The organism is Rhodoferax potami, assembly GCF_032193805.1.
Classification (GTDB): Bacteria; Pseudomonadota; Gammaproteobacteria; order Burkholderiales; family Burkholderiaceae_C; genus Allorhodoferax; species Allorhodoferax potami_A.
In genome coordinates this window covers 2,860,785-2,880,882 of sequence record NZ_JAVBIK010000001.1, presented here as the reverse complement: position 1 = coordinate 2,880,882, position 20,098 = coordinate 2,860,785, and the positions used below count along the sequence as shown (strand labels likewise).

Genomic DNA, 20,098 nt, shown 5'->3' with positions numbered 1-20,098 from the left:
AAGGCCTCTGCGGCGCTTTACCGGGTGTAGCGCACCGCCCGCTGCCCGCGCACCAAGCCCCACAGCTGCAGGCCGCTGCGCGCGGCAACATCCACCGCAAAGTCAGTCGGGGCAGAAATTGCGGCCATGGCGCCCACACCCATGCGCACACATTTGCGGATCAGCTCATGGCTGGCCCGGCTGGTCATGAACACAAAACCGGGCTCCTGCAGTCGGCTATCGCGGGCGCGCTGGCCCAAAAGCTTGTCGAGCGCGTTGTGGCGGCCTACGTCTTCCATCACGGCCAACAGCTCCCCTTCCGGGCTGACCCACGCGGCCGCGTGCAGCGCGCCGCAGGCACGGTTCAGCGGTTGGTGATCGGGCAGCGCGCGGGAGGCGCGCAGCAAGGTCTCGACTGTCAAGCCAGCCAGCCACGGCTGCGGTGGCATGACTTGCAATGAGGGCCCCAAAGCGGCCAGGCTCTCCACGCCGCACAGCCCGCAGCCGGTGTTGCCGGCAAGACTGCGGCGTTGCGACTTGAGTCGCTGAAAACACGAGGCCGCAATGTCCAATTTGACGGCCAGCCCTTGCACTGCGTCAGTCTGCACCGGCTCGACCTCGATGCCGTAACACTGGGCAGCCGAATCCAGAATGCCCTCGGTCAGCGCAAAGCCTAGGGCAAAGGCCTCCAAATCTTGCGGCGTAGCCAACATGACCGCGTGCGAGATGCCATTGAACTCGAGCGCCACTGGCACTTCGGCAGCGAGCACATCGGTAGTTTGGCCGTCTTGCGGCCAACGGTCTACGGCACAGCTTCGCAACGGTGCATGCAAATCGTCAGGCTGCATGGTCATGCTCCGCACATTGAATCCGCCCGGCCTCGGTCAGACTGGCGGTCCAGCGGGCATCGGCCATGTCCAACCGGACCCAGCCCGGCCCGGGCTGGCCGGCAATGGAAGCATCGCCCAAGGTGGCCAGTGCGCGCATCACCACACTGCCGCTCAAGCCCAGCTGCTTGCCCAGCTTGGGCAGCGAGACCGGCTTGGCCTCGCGGTACAGCGCCAGCAGCAAGGTTTGCTGCAGCTCTGACATCATGCAGCGGCCTTGTGGGGGAGCATCAGCACCGGAATGCACTTGGACGTTGGTGTGCCGGCGTTGATGGCCACCGAGTCCAGCGGCACCAGGGGGTTGGTTTCGGGGTAGTAGGCCCCGACACAACCACGGGGGATGTTGTAGGCCACCAGCTTGAAACCCTCGGCACGACGCTCATCGCCATCGGCCCACTCGGTCACAAAGTCAATCAGATCCCCGGCTTTCATGCCGAGGTCGCGAATGTCTTGCTCGTTGGCAAACACCACCCGGCGCTGGCCGAACACGCCGCGGTAGCGGTCGTCGTCACCATAAATGGTGGTGTTGTACTGGTCGTGGGAGCGGGTGGTCATCAAGGCAAACACCTTGGCGTCGCCCTTGCGCTGGCGGGCCTGGTGCAAGGGGGTGTCCACCGGCACTGCGTGAGTCTTAAATACCGCTTTGCCGGGCCCTGTGATCCAGACCCGCTCGCTGGCGGTGTTGCGCAGGCGGAAGCCGCCGGGCACGCTCACGCGGGTGTTGAAGTCGGCGAAGTCCACAAACACATCGGCAATCTTGTCGCGGATGCGGCTGTAGTCTTCCACCAGCCACAACCAAGGGGTTTGGCTGCGTGCACCCAGGGTCGCTGCCGCCAGGCGGGCCACGATGGCCGGCTCCGACAACAAATCGGGGGCTGCAGGCGGGTTGATGCCCATGGAAATGTGCACCATGCTCATCGAGTCTTCCACGGTCACGCCCTGCAGGCCGCCGGCTTGCATGTCCATTTCTGTACGGCCCAGGCACGGCAGGATCAGGGCGTCCCGCCCGTGCACGATGTGGCTGCGGTTAAGCTTGGTCGTGACATGCACTGTGAGGTCGCACTGGCGCAGCGCCTTCCAAGTCTGCACCGTGTCGGGCGTGGCTGCGGCGAAATTGCCGCCCAGGGCAAAGAACACCTTGACCTGCCCGTCCAGCATGGCGCGGATGGTATCTACCGTGCCAAGGCCCGGTTCCTGCGGAGGTGTAAAGCCGAACACGCGCTCAAGGTTTTGCAACAGCGCTTTGGGCGGGTGCTCCCAGATACCCATGGTGCGGTCGCCCTGCACGTTGCTGTGGCCGCGCACCGGGCACGGACCAGCACCGGGGCGGCCGATGTTGCCGCGCATGAGCAGCAGGTTGACGATCATCTGAATCGTGGCCACCGAATTTTGGTGCTGGGTAATGCCCATGCCCCAGCACGCAATGGTGCTGCCGGCCTTGGCATACACATCCGCCGCACTGCGCATGTGCTCAACACTCAGGCCGGACTCTTTCTCCAGCAGCTCCCAGGATTCAGCGCGCAGATCCTGCAGCAGCGCGTCAAAACCGGTGGTGTGCTCGGCAATGAAGGCATGGTCCAACACCTGGCGCCCGGCATCATCCCACTCGACCAAGGCTTTCATCATGCCTTTGACGAAGGCAAAGTCGCCGCCTATGCGCAACTGGAAGTAATGGCTGCTAATGGCGGTGTCGCCCAGGGTGGCCATTTCCAGCTTGTCTTGCGGGTCGGCAAAACGCTCCAGCCCACGCTCGCGCATCGGGTTGATGCTCACAATGCGCGCGCCGCGCTTGGCGGCCTGGCGCAACTCGCCCAGCATGCGCGGGTGGTTGGTGCCAGGGTTCTGGCCGAAGATAAAGATGGCCTCGGCCTGGGTGAAATCGTCCAGCGTGACGGTGCCCTTGCCTACGCCAATGCTCTCGCGCATGCCGGTGCCGCTGGGCTCGTGGCACATGTTGGAGCAGTCGGGGAAGTTGTTGGTGCCGTACTGGCGCACAAACAACTGGTACAAAAACGCCGCCTCGTTGCTGGCGCGCCCGGAGGTGTAGAACGCGGCCTGGTTCGGGTCCGGCAAGGCGTTGAGGTGTTTGGCGATCAGGCCGAAGGCGTCGTCCCAGCTGATAGGGCGGTAGTGGTCGGTCTGCGCGTCGTAGACCATGGGCTCGGTCAAGCGGCCGTGGTCTTCCAAGGCAAAGTCGCTCTGCAAAGCCAACTCGGCCACGCTGTGCTGCGCAAAAAAGTCGCGCGTAACCCGGCGTGCGGTGGCTTCTGCCGCCACGGCTTTGGCACCGTTTTCGCAAAACTCGAAGGTCGAGCCATGGTTGCGGTCCGGCCAGGCGCAGCCGGGGCAGTCAAATCCGTCCGGCTGGTTGGCGGACAGCAGCGTTTTGGCGCCTTTGACCGGAATGTCCTGGCGCAGCAGCGCTTTGCCGACACTGCGCAATGCGCCCCAACCACCGGCCGGGCCGTCGTACAACTCAATTTTTTGTTCGCTCATTGGATACTCCGTAAGTCACACTGTTACTGCCCTGCAGGCCTCTTGTGCCTGCAGCACAAGGGGCATCGCACGGCCTCAAATCACGCCGTCAAACATCATCACGCTGACCAGCTCACCCGCTGCCAAGTTCCCTTGCTCGTGCCCCAGCACGATGAGGCCGTTGGCCTGCACCATGGAACTCAGCACGCCCGAGCCCTGGTTACCGGTGGTGCGCACCTGCAATTGCCCGTCAGGGCTGGCAGTCACGATGCCGCGCTGGTACTCGGTGCGGCCGGCTTTTTGCGCAGGGGCTCCACACTGCGGGCCTGTAGCAAGGGCTGCGGCTTCGGGTGGGCACCCATCATCTTGAGCAGTGCGGGGCGCACCAGCGACAGAAAAGTCACCATCACTGCCACCGGATTCCCCGGCAGGCCGAACAGCACGGTGCGGCCAATGCGGCCCAGTGCAAAGGGCCGACCGGGCCTCATGGCAATGCGCCAGAAGGCCACATCACCCAGCTTGGCCATCATCGATTTGGTGAAGTCGGCCTCGCCCACACTCACACCGCCGCTGCTGATGATCACATCGGCCTTCTCGGCTGCGCGGCGGAAGGCAGCTTCTAGGGCCACCGGCTCATCGCGCACCACCCCTAGCTCGATCACGTCGCAGCCCAGGCGCTCCAACAAGCTGGCGATGGTGTAGCGGTTACTGTCAAACACCGCGCCTTCGCGCAGCGGCTCGCCGGGGGACATGACTTCGTCCCCGGTAGAAAGATAGGCCACCTTCAGCCGGCGTACCACTGTCAGGCTTTGCAGGCCCAAACTGGCCGCTAGCCCAAGCGCAGCAGGCGTGAGCAGCTCTCCTTTTGATAGCGCCACGCCACCGAGCTGCAGGTCTTCACCGCGCAGGCGGCGGTTGTCGCCGGCACGCAAACGGCCGGGAGGAAGTTGGACCTGATCACCTTCCACGGTGGTCATTTCATGGGGTACTACGGTGTCCAAGCCAGCGGGCAAAAGGGCACCGGTCATCACCTTGAGACATTCGCCAGGTTGCAAGCTACCGGCCCACGCTTTGCCGGCGAGTGCGGTGCCCGCTATGCGCAGCGTCAAGGTGCTCTGGCCTGCGAGCACTGCACCGTTAAACGCAAAGCCGTCCATCGCAGAGTTATCGTGCGCGGGCACGGCCATGCCGGAAATCAAATCCTCGGCAAGCACGCGGCCCAAGCACTGGCGCAGCGGCAAGACCTCGGTGCCCTGCACGGGCGCTACCAAGCGGTCGATAAACGTAGTGGCATCCGCCATGCGCAAGGCCTGCGGGTCGTAACCCTGCAGGGTGCGGGCGATGTCGTCCAGCGTGTGCATCAGGATTCGAGCTGGCGCAATTCGTCCAGCGTATTGGCATTGGCAAAAGCGCGCGGGTCGTCACCCGGCGCATCGAAAGAAACCTGCACCCCTTGGACACTGGTGGCCCAGGCCTCTACCTTGCGACCACCGCGGTGCAGATAGTCGTGCAGGCTGGGGGCCAAAGAGGTGCGCATCAAACAAAACACCGGCTGGCTGCGCAAGGCGACCTGGCCATCGCGCCCGGTCTCCGGGGCCACTGCCACCGCGAGGTCGGCACCGGTCTGCACCAGAGCGGCCAACAAGCGCTGCGCCAGATCCAGCGGGAACAACGGGCTGTCGCAAGGCACGGTCAGCATCAATGGGGTGGCGCACACGTCCAGCCCGGCCTGAAAGCCGGCCAAGGGGCCTGAAAAATCGGTATCTCGGTCGGGTACGACCCGTACCTGCCCGGCGCCAAAAATGGCTTCACCCAGAGCGAGGTAGGTATCCGGGTTGCGGTTGGCATTCACGATGACGCCCGCCAGCACACCGGCTTGTTGCGCAGCGAGGCGCTGCAAGGCCTGCTGCACCAGGGGCACCCCCTGGAAGGGCTGCAAGCCCTTGTCCACCCCGCCCATGCGCATGCCACGGCCGCCTGCCAGCACCAGCGCGGTGATGTCAGACAGCGTCCAAGCTGCGGCACAGGCCGCGGGGGCAGCCTCAGTCAACAGGTCGCGCGCTTGTGGCGCTGCGCCTGGCAACACCCGGCTCTCCGCCGCAGCGGAGGCCTGCGGAGGGAGGCCGGGTGGTGTCATGGCGTTCCTGTTCAGGTTCTAGGGACGTTAAGCGAAGAACTTGGCAACGCTCAGCAAGGTGCGGTACACGCCCCATGCCAAAGGCAGGCCCACAGCCGCCCAAGCAAATGCCACTACCCAGGTGGGGATCGTGTCTGCGCCGCCAGTGCTGGTGCCGACTTCAGAAGCGGCTGCACGTTCGTGGGCCAGTTTCTTTTCAGCAGCCAACTCAGCGTCGGTCATGAACCACTTGTTGTCCAGCGGACGAACCAGCAGGTTGCAGATCAGGCCCACCACCAACATGCCCACCAGGATGTACATGGTCTGGTTGTAAACCTGCTCACGCGGAATGCCCAGGCCAAGCTGGTATTCGCGCATGTAGTTCACCACCACTGGACCCAACACGCCAGCCGTCGCCCATGCAGTCAAAAGACGGCCGTGGATCGCGCCCACCATTTGGGTACCGAACAAGTCAGCAAGATACGCAGGCACTGTGGCGAAGCCGCCGCCGTACATACTCAAAATCACACAGAAAGCACCCACGAAGAGCACGATGCTGCCTGCGGCAGCGCTGCCGGGAACGCTGAAATACATCAGGCCGCCCAACACAAAAAACACGATGTAGGTGATCTTGCGACCCATCTTGTCGGACAGGCTGGCCCAGAAGAAGCGGCCGCCAATGTTGAACAACGAGAGCAACGCAGTAAAGCCGGCTGCCACGGTGGCAATCGCTGCCAACTGGGCTTTGTCGAGCTCGCCGAACTTGGCTTGCACACCGATCAAGGTGCCGCCGAACACTTCTTGCAACATGGGGGAAGCCATGCCGATCACGCCGATACCGGCACTCACGTTCATGCACAACACCATCCAGATGAGCCAGAACTGGGGGATGCCCCAGACCTTTTTCACATGCACGTGCTTCTGAGTGATCATGACATTGTTCACTTGCGCGGGTGGGGGGTTCCAGCCTGCGGGCTTCCAACCGGTTTCAGGCACGCGGTAGCCGAAGGCACCTGCCATCATGAACACGAAGTAAATCAGCGCCATCACCACGAAGGTCTGCATCACGCCCATGTCAGTGGGGGTGGCGAAGTACTTCATCAAGTCAGCCGCGAGGGGCGAGCCGATCATGGCACCGCCACCAAAGCCCATGATCGCCATACCGGTGGCCATGCCACGACGGTCCGGGAACCATTTGATCAGTGTGGACACGGGGGAGATGTACCCCAAGCCCAAACCGATGCCGCCAATGACGCCAGAGCCCAACAACATGAGCCAGAACTGGTGGGTGTAGATACCGAGGGCGGAAATCAACATACCGCCGCACCAGCACACCGCCGACACCACGCCTGCCTTGCGGGGGCCCGAACGCTCAAGCCAACCGCCCCAGATCGCAGCGCTGGAACCCAGCAATACGAAGAACAGGGTGTACATCCAACCGAGGGTGGAGATTTGCCAGTCGCAGTTGGTGGTAAAGAGCTGTGCCCAAAAACCTACTTCGGGGCCGCACTTGATGGCTTCTTTGATGCCCAGTGCTTTGGAGAGTGGCAACCAGAACACGGAAAAGCCATAAGCCATGCCGATGCACAAGTGAATAGCGAGAGCGGCAGGCGGTACCAGCCAACGATTAAAGCCGGGACCAGCGATGATCCGTTCCTTGTCGAGAATTCCAGACATTAAGTCTCCTTCGGGGTTTAGAGAAACACTGACCCACCGCTGTCCAACGGGGCGGGCGCAGTGTCACCGTTCAAGCCGGATGAGTCCAATGGATTCATCACATGCATTGATTCAAAAAATAAATGCTGCTGCGCAGCATTTAGGCTGGGGTCTTGAAAGTGTTGACGGCATCCGTCAACGTGTGAGATTGATCACGCATACGCATGGCTGCGGCAGCGGCCTCTTCAACCAGCGCGGCGTTTTGCTGCGTCATCTGGTCGATTTCTGAAATGCTCCGGTTCACGCTTTCGATACCGGCACTTTGCTCCTGGCTGGCGTGGGCGATGCCCTCGACATAGCGGACCACCTCGGCAATAGACGAGGTGATTTCCTCCATGGACTCGCGGGTCTTTTCCACGAGCTGACTACCCGCAGATACGTTGCTCACCGAGGCTGCAATCAGGTCCTTGATTTCGTGAGCCGCCGTGGATGAACGCTTGGCAAGGTTGCGGACCTCTGAGGCCACGACGGCGAATCCCCGCCCTTGCTCGCCCGCGCGGGCGGCTTCGACTGCCGCGTTCAGAGCCAGGATGTTGGTTTGAAAAGCGATGCCTTCAATCAAGGCAATGATGTCGTTGATCTTGTTGGCACTGGTGGATATCTGCCCCATGGTGCTCACCACATCCTGCACCACCTGGCTACCGCTGCTGGCAACAGTCGCCACGCTGGTAACCAACTGGTTGACTTTGTGGGTCTGCTCCGCCGTCTGGGCCACGGTGCTGGTGAGTTGATGCACAGCGCTCGCGGCGGAGTTCACCTCGCCGGCTTGTTTTTCAGTGCGGTTGGCCAAATCGACATTGCCATCAGCGATTTCGTTGGTGCCCATGGCAACCACATCAGAGGCATTGCGCACTTTGCCGATCAACAGGGTCAAGCCCACGTTGATGCTGTTCATAGCCATCAGCACTTGCCCGATGTCATCGCTGGTGCCGACATGGACCTGGCGTGTCAAATCCCCCGAGGCCATACGCTGCGAAGCGGAGTGACCAGCCTTCAAGGGCTGGGCCACAAAGTGATTCATCAGGCTGTAGGTGGTCACCCACAGCAGTGCGAGCATGAAGCCGCTCATGCCCATCTCCTGGAGATTTCCGAGCTGGCCGTTTGCCGCAAGGTACAGCAGTTCCACCACACCGTAGACCGCTGAGACACGCCAGGCCATCGAGGCTGCCAGCCCCATGCCCGGCGACGATGTCACGTCCAAACCAACGAACAAAACGCCAATCACCTGCCCTTGGCTATCCTTGATCGGCTCGTAACGGGTGAGGTACTGCTTGCCGAAAACAATCGCATAGCCGGTATGGGAGCGGCCTTGCAGTACATCGGTATAGGCCGGCTGCGAGCGGTCCAGCGGAGTGCCAATCGCGCGCTCACCATCCTGCTTGCGAATCGAGGTTGTGACGCGGAAGAAGTCGCTGCCATCCCTCGCAAACACCGTGGCGACCAGACCAGTCGCGCGGGTGAATTCATCGGCTAACGCGAAGTCCATGTTGAGAATGCGAGCACCGTTGCGCAGCGCCGGCGTGGAGCGGCCTTGCACATCGATCCGCGCATGCGGGTCCAGCGAAAAGCTACCGCTCAAGCTCGCAGCAAACTTTCGGGCAGCAGCATTGACACGCCGCTGGGGGCCATTGAACACGCGCATGGGGGGTCACTCTCTGTGATTGCAATGGCCGGTCCAACACCATATGGCCCTGCAAGTTTTAAGACTTTAAAAATCACAGTTTGTACACCAATTTTCTTGATTCAAATCAAACTAAAAGGCGGTGAAAAGTCCCGTATGCGTCGCCACATGGCGCAACCAAGCACTGTCTTGCGCCAGTTGCAGGGCTGCTTCCATGGCGCGTGATGGCCGCACCGCCGTCTGCGCCATAAAGCTGATAGGGGTGAGCACTTGAGGGCTCACCAAGGGAACAGCCTCCAACTCCCGGTAGCCGCGAACTGTGGACACCAGCGCGCCGGGCATGACGCTGCACACCTGGCCCGCCACGACGCTAAGCGCCATGGTCAAGATGGAGTTGGTTTCCATCACCACTTTGGGGGTGCAACCTGCCGCCGCAAACGAGGCATCCACGATGGTGCGGTTGTGCATTTCAGAGGTCAGCAGACATAGAGAAACCTCGGACGCCTGTAGCCACGACTCCGGCTCCGCGATCTGCAATTCGAACGCATGCGGCGTCCGGGATTTTCGTAACAAAAAGTAGTGTTCGTTGTATTGCGGATACGCCGTCAGCTGCACCGCCCGCAAATCCATGCGCTCGGTGTAACCCAGCGCCAGATCGATAGACAAGCTTTCGAGCCGCTTTTCAAGCTCGCTTGAACTCAGCGAGAGCACCACCGGCATCAGCTCCGGGTGCCGGGCATGGAGCATGGCAGCAAACCGCGCGGCAATAGGTACCGCCGTCGGCACTGCCCCCACGACAAAACGGCCCGCAGGCTGGTCCACCGTACTACGCAAAGATTGGGCAAGCACCTTGTGCTCGTGCAACATGCGGCGGGCAGAGTCCAGCACTTTGTCGCCCTCGGGGGTAAAACCCACAAAGGTTCGGCCGCGGCGCACGATGACCACCGCAAATTCTTCTTCCAACGCCCTCAGGGCATTGGAGAGTGCGGGCTGGGTAATGTGGCAGGCCTGTGCAGCCCGCGCGAAATGCCGGTGCTCATCCAGAGCCACCAGATAGCGCAGAGACGAAAGCAGATTCATGCCAACGCCGCGCTATTAGCTGTTCTTGCTGATAGTGATCGTGGGGAACTTGCTCGAGAAGTCTTTGGATTGCGCCGCGATTTTGATCGCTACCTGGCGGGCAATACCTTTGTAGAGGCCCGCTACTTCGCTCTCAGGTGCAGCAACCACCGTTGGGGTGCCGCTGTCTGCTTGCTCACGGATGTGCAAGGCCAAAGGCAAGGCGCCCAGGTAATCCATGCCATAGCCGGCCGCCATTTTCTTGCCGCCATCGGCCCCGAAAATGTGCTCCACATGGCCGCAGTTGCTGCACACATGAACCGCCATGTTTTCGACGATGCCGAGAATCGGCACACCGACCTTCTCAAACATCTTGATGCCCTTTTTGGCATCCAACAAGGCAATGTCTTGCGGCGTGGTCACCACCACTGCGCCGGTCAAAGGAACCCGCTGGCTCAGGGTGAGCTGGATATCACCGGTGCCGGGCGGCATGTCGACGATCAGGTAATCGAGGTCTTTCCAGTTGGTCTGGCGCAGCAACTGCTCCAGCGCCTGAGTGGCCATGGGGCCGCGCCAGATCATGGCCTGATCGCCATCGACCAAAAACCCAATCGACATGACCTGCACACCGTGGTTTTCCATGGGCTCCATGGTTTTGCCGTCGGTTGTGTCGGGGCGGCCTTCAATGCCCATCATCATGGGTTGGCTGGGGCCGTAAATGTCTGCATCGAGCAAGCCCACCCGCGCGCCCTCGGCGGCCAAGGCCAACGCCAAGTTGGCTGCGGTGGTGCTCTTGCCCACACCGCCCTTGCCGGATGCCACGGCCACAATGTTTTTCACACCCGGCAGCAGCTGCACACCACGCTGCACCGCATGGGGCACGATGTGGAGCTTAGGGCTCACGGTCACTGCACCGACGCCAGCCACGGTGCGTGTGGTGTGGGTTACCAGTGCCACCAGCGCGGGCCATTGGCTCTTGGCGGGATAGCCCAGCTCCAGGTCCAGTTGCACGTCAGCGCCTTGGACCTTGATGTTTTTGAAAGCTTTGGCGCTGGCAAACGTGGCGCCGGTGTTCGGGTCGATCAGGCTCTGCAGGGCCTGGGTAATGTCTTGTTCGGTAAACGCCATAAAAACTCCTGAATCGGGCGAGTCTATCCAAGGGGGCATACCCGCCGTTGCCCAAGGTGCAAAGTCTGTGCCACCAATCAAGGGTTAACCCCGCACACTTTGCTATTTACAAGTCCGGTGGGCTTTTCATAATGAAGAGTATGAGCGCTGCCATGTCCACCGTACCCATGACCGGCCTGCTGCTGACCGGTGGAGGCGCACGCGCCGCCTACCAGGTCGGAGTCCTGGAAGCCATTGCCGACTTGCGGCTGGCCTGCGGTGCCGGCTGGCAATCCAACCCCTTCCCCATCATTGCCGGCACTTCTGCCGGGGCCATCAACGCGTCGGCCCTGGCCTGCGGGTCGGATGATTTCGACGGTACGATCCGCAAGATCGCGCACACTTGGCAAAACTTCCATGCGCACGATGTGTACCGCGCGGACCACCTGAGCATGTTGCGCTCCGGCGCGACCTGGATGACCTTGCTCTCGCTGGGCTGGGTGCTGGCCAAATGGCGCCGCGTCAAACCGCGCTCTCTGCTGGACAACAGCCCTTTGGGTGAACTTTTGCAGGGCCTGGTGCCGCTGGATCGCTTGCCGGAACTGGTGCGCCAGGGGCATTTGCAGGCGCTGGCGGTCACTGCGTCTAGCTACAGCACCGGCGATCACGTGACCTTTTTTGAAGGCGACAGGCGCCTCATGCCCTGGTTCCGCACCCAGCGATTCGCCGTCCGGGACCGGATCACCCATGCCCACCTTCTCGCATCCAGCGCGATCCCGTTTGTGTTTCCGGCAACGCAGTTGCACATCAACGGGCGGGATGAATACTTTGGCGACGGCTCTATGCGCCAAAGTGCGCCGGTGGCACCTGCTATCCATTTAGGAGCAGAACGCATACTGGTGATCGGCGCTGGGCGCATGCACGAGCCTAAAGAAGAGGCGCACCTCCACACCACCAGCAGCTACCCGAGCATCGCCCAGATCGCCGGTCACGCCTTGTCGAATATCTTTTTGGATGCACTGGCCGTGGATGTGGAGCGGGTGCAGCGCATCAACCAGACCATCAAACTGGTGCCAGAAGACTTGCGCAAAGGCAGCTCTTTGCGGCCGGTGGAGCTGCTGGTTATTGCGCCGAGCCAGCGGCTGGATGCAGTCGCCTCGCGGCACGTGGGCGACCTGCCGCACGCGGTGCGCACCATGCTGGGCGGCGTGGGGGTGTCGTCCGCCAAGGCCGACGTCAAAGGCGCCGCACTCGCCAGCTACCTGCTGTTTGAGAGCGGCTACACCACCGAGCTCATGGCGCTGGGATATGCCGACGCCCAAAAGCAGCGCGCCGAGGTCTGCAAGTTCTTCGGTTGGAACGACCCGGCCAACAATGACCCGGAGCCCGGCGACACAAAATTTGTGGAACGCCGCAAAGACCCCCTGCGGCTGCCGTAACTATCCGCCGTCGCGCACCGTAGACAATAGGCGCTTTGCCACCGAGGCCCGTGTGACCACATCCTCCGCATCCGCCAGTCTGCTGGCCACCTACCAACGCGCCGCAGCCGATGCTGCTCACAAACAAGGGTTGATCCAGACCGTGGCCAAAAAAGGTCCCGCCGCCATCAAAGCAGCGGTGGATACCGCTGCCAAAGCAGAAAAGCGCAGAGCCACCTGGGCCAAAAAGCTGGCCGCAATGGGTATCAGCATTCCGGACTAAGCAAGCCCACACCGCGCTTGCACTGACTCACAACGGCCTCAGTCGATGGACGGACAGCCCGGCGGCAGCACGGGCATGCCTTCGTTACTGGTGTGTTCGCCCAAAAAATCCAAAAAACGCCGTACGGCCGGCACCATGCCGCGGCGTGACGGGTACACCGCATGGAATATGCCGCGTGGCGGCGCCCAGCCCGGCAGCACATGTACCAGCCGGCCTTGCTCTAGTTCGCGCCGGCACATGTAGTCCGGCAAAAAGCACATGCCCGTACCCTGCAAAGCAGCGAACTTGAGCGTTAACAAGTCATCCGCCACATAGCGCGGCTTATGCACCAAGGCGTGTGTGGCGCCACCCGGCCCTAGCAAGACCAAGCTGGCACGGCCATCTATAGCTGACATGGAAATCGTGTCCATGTGCGCCAAATCATTGATCGAGGCAGGCTGCCCCTGCCGCGCCAACTGCAGCGGGCTGGCCACCAACACCGTATTGGACTCGCCCAACTTTTTCACTACCAGGCTGCCACTGTCGTCCAGCGAAATACGCACACGCAGCGCCACGTCCACGCCCTCCTCCACCAGATCCACCACCCGGTTGCTGATGCGCATGTCCACCTTCACCAGAGGGTGGCGCGCCAAAAATAGCGCCATGATCGGCCCCACCGTGCTTTGGGCCAGCGTCACTGGACAGGCAATACGAATGGTGCCGCGTGGCTCGGTCTGCACCTGCTCCACTGCCTGGGCGGCCGCTTCGGCTGCATCGCGCATGGCAATGCAGTGGCGCAAATAGACCTCGCCCACTTCGGTAACCGAAAGCTTGCGCGTAGTGCGCTGTAGCAGGCGCACGCCCAACCGGGCTTCCAGCTCGCCCACGCGGCGCGAAAGCTTGGATTTGGGAATGCCTAGATGCCGCCCGGCAGCAGCAAAGCCGCCCCGCTCCACCACCTCGGCGAAGTACAGCATGTCATTGGTATCTTGCATTTGCGCCCTTTATCGTCCCATTTTCAGGACAATCTAACGCAAATATGCTGACTTATCAAACATTCGCCTTTCTTGGAAACTAGTCCCATCGAACTAACCCCTTCAAGGACTTGTCATGAAACTCTTGCACATCGACTCCAGCATCTTGGGCGACCACTCTGTCTCCCGCCAACTGACCAAAGACACCGTCGCTCAGTGGGTCAACAACCACCCCGGCACCACCGTGGAGTACTTGGACCTGGCCGTGGACACGCCCAGCCACCTGTCTGCCGACTCCCTGGGCTTCCGCGCCCCTGCCGGTGCTGAGCTAACGGATGTGCAGAAGCGCGAGAACGTCATCTCTGAGGCGCTGGTGACCCAGTTTCTGGCCGCCGATGTGATCGTGGTCGGCGCCCCGCTGTACAACTTCAGCATCCCCAGCCAGCTCAAGGCTTGGGTTGACCGCATTGCCCAAGTCGGCCGCACCTTCAAGGGTAATCCCCCCGATAAACCAAAGGACCGAGAAGTAGAATTTTCTAAGAAGGAAGTTCTACGTGAAGAAGTCGAGATTTACGGATAGCCAGATCATGGCTGCATTGAAGCGTGTTGAAGCCGGTTTGCCGGTTCCTGATATCTGTCGTGAGTTGGGGATCAGCACCGCCACGTTCTACAAGTGGCGTGCCAAGTTTGGTGGCATGGACACATCCATGATGGCCCGCATGAAGGAACTCGAAGACGAGAACCGGCGGCTTAAGAAGATGTATCTGGAAGAGAAACTCAAGGCCGAGATCGCCAACGAGTACCTCGCAAAAAAGTAAGCCGGCCGTCTCGCCGGCGCGAGATGGCCAAAGAAGTCGTGCAGCAGCGTGGGCTTGCCATACGGGTCGCCTGTTCCGTGTTCTCAATCAGCGAATCCTGCTACCGCTACGAGTCCAAGCAAAACGCTGAGAATGAACTCATCGCTGATTGGTTGATGCGGCTGACGGACAACCACCGCAACTGGGGCTTTGGCCTGTGCTACCTGTATCTGCGCAATGTGAAGAGTTTCGGGTGGAACCATAAACGCGTGTACCGCATCTATCGTGAGCTGGAGTTGAACCTACGTATCAAGCCTAGGAAGCGCTTGGTGCGTGAGAAGCCCGAGCCTTTGGCTGTGCCAGAGGCCATCAATCAGGTCTGGTCGATGGACTTCATGCACGACAAGCTGGAGGACGGCCGTAACCTGCGCTTGTTCAATGTCATCGACGACTTCAACCGTGAGGCGCTGGGCATTGAGGTGGACTTCTCGCTGCCGTCGGAGCGGGTGATCCGAGCATTGAAGCAGATCATTTCCTGGCGTGGCAAGCCGCAAGTGATTCGATGTGACAACGGGCCCGAGAACATCAGTGGCACCATCCAGAACTGGGCCGAGGAATGGGGCATCCGGTTTGAATATATCCAGCCGGGCAAGCCACAGCAGAATGCCTATGTCGAACGGTTTAACAGGACTGTTCGATACGAATGGCTATCCCAGTATTACTGGTCCAGTATTGAAGAAGTTCAGGACTTCGCCACGCAGTGGATGTGGTCCTACAATCACGACCGCCCGAATATGGCCCTGGGCGGTTTCACCCCAATGCAGCACTTGGCCATGGCTGCATAACCGTTCTACTTTTAGGTCCGGTGGAAATTGGGGGGATTACCCAAGTACACCGAAACCGGCCCCCAAGGTCTGGCCGGTGGCAAAACCGTGATCGTGGCGTCCACCCGCGGCGGTGTGTATTCCACCAACGACTGGGGCCGTGCTGCGGAACACCAAGAGAGCTACCTGCAAACTTTGTTCGGTTTTCTGGGCATCACCGACGTGCGCTTTGTGCGCGCCGAAGGCGTAGCCATGGGCGACGCTAAGAAGGCGGAGGCATTGGCCGAAGCGGCCAATGGCATTGCCAAGCTGGCTGCCTGAGTGACAAAGAAAGTAGCGGCGGTTTGCGTTAAAGGACGCCGCCAACAAAAAGCCCGGCTCTGCCGGGCTTTTTTTTGTTTGAGTTCTTCTGAAATTTGAACTTTGAGTAATGGCCAACTAATTTTTCTCGTCTAGGCCGGAAGCAGTCTTTTACTCCGTCCCATAGCGGGCATTTGAATTCAACGCACAGTCGTAACTGTTCGCGCATGTAGGTTAGTAGGCTTTGACCAAACAGTTAGTCCGAAGTTTTCGGAATTGACAGTGCATAAAAAAGTAAACCGGTTCCTTGAATCAGGTATGCCACAGTTGTGAACAAATGCTGGATATGTCCCCAGCTGACTCCCTGAGTGAATAACGAAGCGTATGGCACTACGACCGTCACAATGCAGCCAAGAAGAAACGCAACCGAGGGCACGCTTTTTCTACGGCTAAAAATTATTATGGCGGCGCATAAGAAAAGAAAGGGAACAATTTTTGTGCCTAAGGCATACAGTAATGCGGGTATGTAACTTGGGTTCATGTGCGCGGTTTAGCAATAATCATTAGGTAAAAGTTAAGGTTTTCCTCCACCGCCAGTGTAGGTTCCCCTGAAAGATGAAAATAGACCCCAACCGGTAGGTTTGAAATATGACCGCTTCCACTGCAAAGCAAAGACGTCTTCAGGCTGTTTGCCGACTTTTCGGGCGCCTCAAAGCAAAAGCTCAATTAAAAAGACAAATAAATCTACTATGACCCCTCAACAAAGGCTCACCTAACAGGGGAGGAGTCAAGTAACAGGACTTACATCCTTTTCACTATTGCTTTCCAACATTAGGCGGCATTTTGGGTACAGTCCCGCCCGTCGAGTCAGTTGAAGGTTGCAATACTGAATGCAGTAATTTCATCTTCTTAGCCTCCTGAGTACTAAAGTCGCCGCAACTCGCGCCCTTTGTGCTGCCCGAATCTGACAACGCGCCTAGTACACGTTCAACCCATCCACCACGAAAATGAATGCTGTCGTACCCACCCAATTCCCGGCCGGTGTTGAGTTCAATTACTGAGATTCTTTGTCGAGAAAAATAGGCTGTATCTCTTCCTGCCCTTTCGCGCAAGAGGTACTCCGCAATGGGCGTAACCCCTTTCACGACAGTTCCAATCCCCCCATCGTCGGCAAGTACAACTCTTTCGTGCTGTTGATATGCATATCCGCCTTCAACATAGCGATAACCATAGTACTTTGGAGAGTCTGGAAAAACACCATGCAACACGCCAAAACCTTCAACGTTGGAAATCGATTCGATAACTGTAATCTTCCCATCGGTGTCACACTTCCTTTGAAGAATCGCACGACCGAGCTGAGCATCAAAAATTGGTAGCCCGATGACAAGAACTGCTGCCAACGACATTCCCTTCCAAGACCCAATCTTCCAACCAAATCGAATTAAACAGATACCAATCCATAGCCCCAAAGCAAATAGCAAAAGTACTGCAATTCCACCCATTTTCAAGTTCCTTTGTATTCATTATTGAAACATCTCTGCGGATTCAGTTTATTGACTGCTTTCGCTGCAAAGCAGCTGCTCACACTATCACTTGATAGCGCCCGAAATGTCAGCCATCGGTGCTTTCCAACACCCCCAACGCCTCCCGCGCCCAGGCAATGCTGCCCTCCTCAAACATGATCCCCTTCTTCAGGATCAGATGCTGCAGCCGCTTCGCCCGCGGCATCGCATCTCCCCGCGCAAAGTCTCGGGCTTCGATGGCGCGGTAGTGGGCCAAGCGCTCCGTGTGCTGGGCAATGCGGGCACGGAGTTCATCACTCAAGTCCACTTCATTCAAAGCGGCATCAGCGCGGATTTTGACGGTGAACTCATCACGCAAATCCATAGACGCAGCGGGCTCGCTGGTCCAGCGCACCAGTTCGGCACGACCGTCCGGCAGCACCTTGTACTCGCGCTTGCGGGTGGCGCCGGCGTCGGGCGCGCTGTCAGAGACGATCCAGCCCTTCTCTTCCATGCGGGCCAATTCGCGGTAAATCTGCTGGTGCGTGGCGTGCCAGAAGTAGCCGATGGACTTGTCAAACCGCCGCGCCAGCTCGTACCCTGAGGAAGGTTTTTCAATCAGCGAAGTGAGCACGGCATGGGCAAGCGACATGCGGGCGAGTCTAAGGGCAGCACTCTAACTATGCAACCAGTTGCATAAATCTGGCTAGACTTCTACACTGCAACTGGTTGCATAGCCGCGCGTGCCTTAGTAACGGCCGGCCACCCGAACACATAACAGGAGACACCCATGACTGCCACGCTCACCTACCCCCACATGCTCGCCCCCCTGGACCTGGGCTTTACCACCCTGAAAAACCGGGTGCTCATGGGCTCCATGCACGTGGGCCTGGAAGAAGCCAAAGATGGCTTCACCCGCATGGCCGCCTTTTACGCCGAGCGCGCCAAGGGCGGCGTAGGCCTGATCGTGACCGGCGGTATTGCCCCCAATGACCGCGCCCGCCCCATGCCCGGTGGTGCTGCCATGACCACGCAAAAAGAAGCGGACAAGCACAAGGTGGTGACCGACGCAGTGCACGCTGCGGGCGGCAAGATTTGTATGCAGATCCTGCACTTCGGCCGCTATGCCTACCACCCCGAGCTGGTGGCACCCAGCGCCCTCAAGGCACCTATCAGCCCCTTCCGCCCCCATGCGCTGACTTCTGAAGAGGTGAGCCAGACGATTGAGGACTACGCAAACGCGGCAGCCCTGGCCCAAAGCGCGGGCTACGACGGCGTGGAGATCATGGGCTCTGAGGGCTACCTGATCAACGAATTCATTGCCAAGCAAACCAACCAGCGCGACGACGAGTGGGGCGGCAGCTATGAAAACCGCATCCGCTTTGCCCTGGAGATCGTGCGCAAGACGCGCGCACGGGTGGGAGCCAACTTCATCATCATCTTCCGCCTGTCCATGTTGGACTTGGTGGAAGGCGGCTCGACCAAAGAAGAAGTGGTGCAGCTCGCGCAAGCGCTGGAAGCCGCTGGCGTGACCATCCTGAACACCGGCATCGGCTGGCACGAGGCCCGTATCCCCACCATCGCCACCAAAGTGCCACGCGCCGCGTTTGCCTGGGTGACCGAGCAGCTCAAAGGCAAGGTGAAGATTCCGCTGATTGCCACCAACCGCATCAACACGCCTGAGGTGGCCGAGCAAATCCTTAGCAGCGGCCAAGCCGACATGGTGAGCATGGCACGCCCCTTTCTGGCCGACCCGCTGTTTGTGCAAAAGGCGGCCGAGGGCAAAGCCGACCAGATCAACACCTGCATCGGCTGCAACCAGGCCTGCTTGGACCACACCTTTGGCGGCAAGATCACCAGCTGCCTGGTGAACCCGCGCGCCTGCCACGAGACCCTGATGGTGGACAGCCCCGCCCCCAGCAAAGAGCGCATTGCCGTAGTGGGCGCAGGTCCGGCCGGTTTGGCCTTCTCTACTGAAGCGGCCAAGCGCGGCTTTGAGGTGACGCTGTTTGATGCAGCCAGCGAAATCGGTGGCCAGTTCAACGTGGCCAAGCAAGTGCCCGGCAAAGAAGAGTTCTACGAAACCCTGCGTTACTTCGGTAAGCAAATTGAGCTGACCGGCGTGAAGCTGCAACTGAACCAAAAAGTCAGCGCACAAGACCTGACAGCGGCCGGCTTCAAGCACGTGGTGCTGGCCACTGGCGTAACACCGCGCATGCCTGAGATTGAAGGCATTACTCACCCCAAAGTGCTGGGCTATCTGGACGTACTGCGTGACAAGAAACCCGTGGGCAAAACCGTGGCGCTGATTGGTGCGGGCGGCATCGGCTTTGACACTGCCGAGTTCTTGCTGCACGAAGGCACCAGCCCCAGTTTGGACCAAGCCAAATTCTTCGCCGAGTGGGGTGTGGACACTAGCTATGCCAGCGCTGGTGGCTTGAAGCCCGCGCACATTGAGAAGACACCACGCAAGGTCTACCTGCTACAGCGCAAGACCACCAAAGTGGGTGACGGCCTGGGCAAGACCACCGGCTGGATTCACCGCACCTCGCTCAAGAACCGCGACGTAGAAATGATCAACGGCGTGACCTATCGTAAGGTGGACGATGCCGGCCTGCACATCACTGTGGGCGACAAGGAGATGGTGCTGCCCGTGGATAACGTGGTGGTTTGCGCAGGCCAAGACCCGCAGCGCGCGCTGCAGGCTGACCTGCAAGCCGCAGGCGTCAACGTGCACCTGATTGGCGGCGCCGATGTAGCTGCCGAGCTGGACGCCAAGCGCGCCATCAAGCAAGGTACCGAGCTGGCCTTGGCCTTCGGTGCTGTGCCCGCCCAAGCTGCCGAAGCAGGTGCTGCCCCCACGCTGGCGCAAACCCTGCCCGCCCCGGTGGCCGCCAGCCTCAAGCTGTGGCACCAGATGATTGCCGAGAACAACTTGGCCGAGCTGCCCACCATCCTGCACCGCAAGGCCGTGTTCCGCTCGCCCATGGCGCATACGCCCTACCCCAGCGCGCAGGCGGTGCAAGTCATCTTGACCAACGTGGTGCAGGTGTTTGAAGAC

Annotated in this window: 15 protein-coding genes and 3 pseudogenes; 6 read left to right on the top strand and 12 right to left on the bottom strand. The window is 60.1% G+C overall.

Annotated features, from left to right (window positions below):
- Positions 1-17 precede the first annotated feature (17 nt).
- The 9 genes and pseudogenes from fdhD to apbC all read right to left on the bottom strand — a co-directional run bounded on the left by fdhD (position 18) and on the right by apbC (position 10,981).
- Positions 18-827 (bottom strand): formate dehydrogenase accessory sulfurtransferase FdhD, encoded by an 810-nt coding sequence (fdhD, locus tag RAE19_RS13875; RefSeq protein ID WP_313875444.1) that lies wholly within the window; start codon positions 825-827, stop codon positions 18-20.
- Positions 817-1,074, bottom strand: coding sequence for an HTH domain-containing protein (locus RAE19_RS13870; protein ID WP_313875443.1), 258 nt, complete (start codon positions 1,072-1,074; stop codon positions 817-819). Before RAE19_RS13870 ends, fdhD begins: the two co-directional genes overlap by 11 nt.
- Entirely contained in the window at positions 1,071-3,362 is a 2,292-nt protein-coding gene (locus RAE19_RS13865; RefSeq protein ID WP_313875442.1) for an FdhF/YdeP family oxidoreductase, read from the bottom strand. The genes RAE19_RS13870 and RAE19_RS13865 overlap by 4 nt, the downstream gene beginning before the upstream one ends.
- A 75-nt stretch (positions 3,363-3,437) precedes the next feature.
- Positions 3,438-4,702 (bottom strand): annotated as a pseudogene (moeA, locus tag RAE19_RS13860) (molybdopterin molybdotransferase MoeA).
- On the bottom strand, positions 4,702-5,478 hold the full coding sequence (gene mobA / locus RAE19_RS13855; protein ID WP_313875441.1) for a molybdenum cofactor guanylyltransferase MobA: 777 nt from the start codon (positions 5,476-5,478) through the stop codon (positions 4,702-4,704). Before mobA ends, moeA begins: the two are co-directional and overlap by 1 nt.
- A 27-nt stretch (positions 5,479-5,505) precedes the next feature.
- Positions 5,506-7,134 carry an OFA family MFS transporter gene (locus RAE19_RS13850; RefSeq protein ID WP_313875440.1) on the bottom strand — a complete coding sequence of 543 codons (1,629 nt, stop codon included), beginning with the start codon at positions 7,132-7,134 and terminating at the stop codon, positions 5,506-5,508.
- Between the two features lie 139 nt (positions 7,135-7,273).
- Positions 7,274-8,815: a methyl-accepting chemotaxis protein gene (locus RAE19_RS13845; protein ID WP_313875439.1), complete on the bottom strand. Its 1,542-nt coding sequence runs from the start codon at positions 8,813-8,815 to the stop codon at positions 7,274-7,276.
- Positions 8,816-8,926: 111 nt separating this feature from the next.
- Positions 8,927-9,874, bottom strand: a complete 948-nt coding sequence (locus RAE19_RS13840) for a LysR family transcriptional regulator (protein WP_313875438.1) — start codon at positions 9,872-9,874, stop codon at positions 8,927-8,929.
- A 15-nt stretch (positions 9,875-9,889) separates the two neighbouring features.
- Complete coding sequence (gene apbC, locus RAE19_RS13835; RefSeq protein ID WP_313875437.1) at positions 9,890-10,981, bottom strand: iron-sulfur cluster carrier protein ApbC; 1,092 nt, start codon at positions 10,979-10,981, stop codon at positions 9,890-9,892.
- Positions 10,982-11,133: 152 nt separating this feature from the next.
- Between apbC and RAE19_RS13830 the strand changes: the two genes are divergently transcribed.
- Both RAE19_RS13830 and RAE19_RS13825 read left to right on the top strand, forming a co-directional pair.
- A complete protein-coding gene (locus RAE19_RS13830; RefSeq protein ID WP_313875436.1) occupies positions 11,134-12,399 on the top strand; it encodes a patatin-like phospholipase family protein in 1,266 nt (421 codons plus the stop codon).
- Positions 12,400-12,451: 52 nt separating this feature from the next.
- A complete protein-coding gene (locus RAE19_RS13825) occupies positions 12,452-12,661 on the top strand; it encodes a hypothetical protein (protein ID WP_313875435.1) in 210 nt (69 codons plus the stop codon).
- Positions 12,662-12,699: 38 nt separating this feature from the next.
- Here RAE19_RS13825 and RAE19_RS13820 read toward each other — a convergent pair whose 3' ends face one another.
- Complete coding sequence (locus tag RAE19_RS13820; protein ID WP_313875434.1) at positions 12,700-13,635, bottom strand: LysR family transcriptional regulator; 936 nt, start codon at positions 13,633-13,635, stop codon at positions 12,700-12,702.
- 115 nt (positions 13,636-13,750) lie between these two features.
- Here RAE19_RS13820 and RAE19_RS13815 point away from each other — a divergent pair, with 115 nt between their 5' ends.
- The 3 genes and pseudogenes from RAE19_RS13815 to RAE19_RS13805 form a co-directional block, all read left to right on the top strand.
- Positions 13,751-14,194, top strand: coding sequence for an FMN-dependent NADH-azoreductase (locus tag RAE19_RS13815; RefSeq protein WP_313875433.1), 444 nt, complete (start codon positions 13,751-13,753; stop codon positions 14,192-14,194).
- Positions 14,169-15,256 (top strand): IS3 family transposase gene (locus RAE19_RS13810; RefSeq protein WP_313873731.1). Its coding sequence is split into 2 segments (ribosomal slippage): positions 14,169-14,430 and positions 14,430-15,256, totalling 1,089 coding nucleotides; the frame shifts between segments, so codons are not numbered across the junction. The genes RAE19_RS13815 and RAE19_RS13810 overlap by 26 nt, the downstream gene beginning before the upstream one ends.
- 42 nt (positions 15,257-15,298) lie before the next feature.
- Positions 15,299-15,556 (top strand): annotated as a pseudogene (locus tag RAE19_RS13805) (NAD(P)H-dependent oxidoreductase); the annotation flags it as partial.
- A gap of 794 nt (positions 15,557-16,350) precedes the next feature.
- Here RAE19_RS13805 and RAE19_RS13800 read toward each other — a convergent pair.
- Positions 16,351-17,037 (bottom strand): hypothetical protein, encoded by a 687-nt coding sequence (locus tag RAE19_RS13800; protein WP_313875432.1) that lies wholly within the window; start codon positions 17,035-17,037, stop codon positions 16,351-16,353.
- A 109-nt stretch (positions 17,038-17,146) separates the two neighbouring features.
- Positions 17,147-17,689: a PadR family transcriptional regulator gene (locus RAE19_RS13795; RefSeq protein WP_313875431.1), complete on the bottom strand. Its 543-nt coding sequence runs from the start codon at positions 17,687-17,689 to the stop codon at positions 17,147-17,149.
- 138 nt (positions 17,690-17,827) lie between these two features.
- On the opposite strand from RAE19_RS13795, the pseudogene RAE19_RS13790 reads away from it, so the two are divergent.
- A pseudogene (locus RAE19_RS13790) lies at positions 17,828-19,846 on the top strand (FAD-dependent oxidoreductase); the annotation flags it as partial.
- Positions 19,847-20,098: the final 252 nt, after the last annotated feature.

What these genes read in the sequence shown, in the direction of transcription:
- fdhD (WP_313875444.1), bottom strand. Translation starts at nt 827, where the DNA reads ATGCAGCCTGACGATTTGCATGCACCGTTGCGAAGCTGTGCCGTAGAC.
- RAE19_RS13820 (WP_313875434.1), bottom strand. Translation starts at nt 13,635, where the DNA reads ATGCAAGATACCAATGACATGCTGTACTTCGCCGAGGTGGTGGAGCGG.
- RAE19_RS13795 (WP_313875431.1), bottom strand. Translation starts at nt 17,689, where the DNA reads ATGTCGCTTGCCCATGCCGTGCTCACTTCGCTGATTGAAAAACCTTCC.
- RAE19_RS13870 (WP_313875443.1), bottom strand. Translation starts at nt 1,074, where the DNA reads ATGATGTCAGAGCTGCAGCAAACCTTGCTGCTGGCGCTGTACCGCGAG.
- RAE19_RS13815 (WP_313875433.1), top strand. Translation starts at nt 13,751, where the DNA reads ATGAAACTCTTGCACATCGACTCCAGCATCTTGGGCGACCACTCTGTC.
- RAE19_RS13830 (WP_313875436.1), top strand. Translation starts at nt 11,134, where the DNA reads ATGTCCACCGTACCCATGACCGGCCTGCTGCTGACCGGTGGAGGCGCA.
- RAE19_RS13850 (WP_313875440.1), bottom strand. Translation starts at nt 7,134, where the DNA reads ATGTCTGGAATTCTCGACAAGGAACGGATCATCGCTGGTCCCGGCTTT.
- apbC (WP_313875437.1), bottom strand. Translation starts at nt 10,981, where the DNA reads ATGGCGTTTACCGAACAAGACATTACCCAGGCCCTGCAGAGCCTGATC.
- RAE19_RS13800 (WP_313875432.1), bottom strand. Translation starts at nt 17,037, where the DNA reads ATGGGTGGAATTGCAGTACTTTTGCTATTTGCTTTGGGGCTATGGATT.
- mobA (WP_313875441.1), bottom strand. Translation starts at nt 5,478, where the DNA reads ATGACACCACCCGGCCTCCCTCCGCAGGCCTCCGCTGCGGCGGAGAGC.
- RAE19_RS13845 (WP_313875439.1), bottom strand. Translation starts at nt 8,815, where the DNA reads ATGCGCGTGTTCAATGGCCCCCAGCGGCGTGTCAATGCTGCTGCCCGA.
- RAE19_RS13840 (WP_313875438.1), bottom strand. Translation starts at nt 9,874, where the DNA reads ATGAATCTGCTTTCGTCTCTGCGCTATCTGGTGGCTCTGGATGAGCAC.
- RAE19_RS13865 (WP_313875442.1), bottom strand. Translation starts at nt 3,362, where the DNA reads ATGAGCGAACAAAAAATTGAGTTGTACGACGGCCCGGCCGGTGGTTGG.